Source organism: Pseudomonas mosselii (assembly GCF_005796105.1).
GTDB lineage: Bacteria > Pseudomonadota > Gammaproteobacteria > Pseudomonadales > Pseudomonadaceae > Aquipseudomonas > Aquipseudomonas mosselii_C.
Map to the genome: position 1 here is coordinate 1 of NZ_VAUO01000043.1, position 942 is coordinate 942.

1 protein-coding gene is annotated in these 942 nt (G+C 59.9%); it reads left to right on the plus strand.

All coding sequences use genetic code 11. The annotated features are described in order from the left end of the window. On the plus strand, positions 1–942 hold a 942-nt coding region (locus FEM01_RS24255; protein WP_171031021.1), incomplete at both ends, for an immunoglobulin-like domain-containing protein.

Consider the following 942-nt stretch of genomic DNA (forward strand, 5'->3'; position numbering starts at 1 on the left):
CGAAGGCGGCAACTTCGAGAACGTCAGCCTGAATGGCGCGTCGGCCACTGCGACCGTGACCGACACCATTACGCCGGAAGGTACGACTACCGTCACCGTGACGGCAGACCCAGCGAAAGAAGGCGACGCGAACGTCACCTTCAACTTCCAGCTGAGCAACCCGCCGCAGACTGGCAGTGCAACCACCCTGACCGTGAACGTCGGCGGCACTGAGTACCAGGTCAACGTCGACGCCAGCGGTAAAGGCACTCTGCAAGTCCCGAACACCAACACCGATGATGTCTACAAAGACCCGTCGACCCTGACCGCGACCGTCACCAAAGTGGATGGCGGCAACTTCGAAGCCGTCGACCTGAGCAAATCCAGTGTCACGGCCAACATCGAAGACACCCTCGACACCACCACCGTCACCGTGACGGCAGATCCGGCGAAAGAAGGCGACGCTAACGTCACCTTCAACTTCCAGTTGAGCAATCCGCCGCAGACTGGCAGCGCTACTACGCTGACCGTGAGCGTCGGTGGCACCGAATATCAGGTCAACGTCGATGCCAGCGGCAAAGGCACGCTACAAGTGCCGAATACCAACGTCGATGACGTTTATAAAGACGAAAGCACCGTCACTGCGACCGTCACCAAGGTCGAGGGCGGCAACTTCGAAAACGTTAGCCTGACCGGCGCTTCGGCGACCGCGACTGTGGCCGACACCCTCGATACCACCACCGTCACTGTCACCGCAGATCCGGCGAAAGAAGGCGACGCAAACGTCACCTTCAACTTCCAGTTGAGCAATCCACCGCAGACTGGCAGCGCTACTACCCTGACCGTGAACGTCGGCGGCACCGAATATCAGGTCAACGTCGATGCTTCCGGCAAGGGCACGCTGCAAGTGCCGAACACCAACGTCGATGATGTCTACAAAGACCCGTCGACCCTGACCGCGAC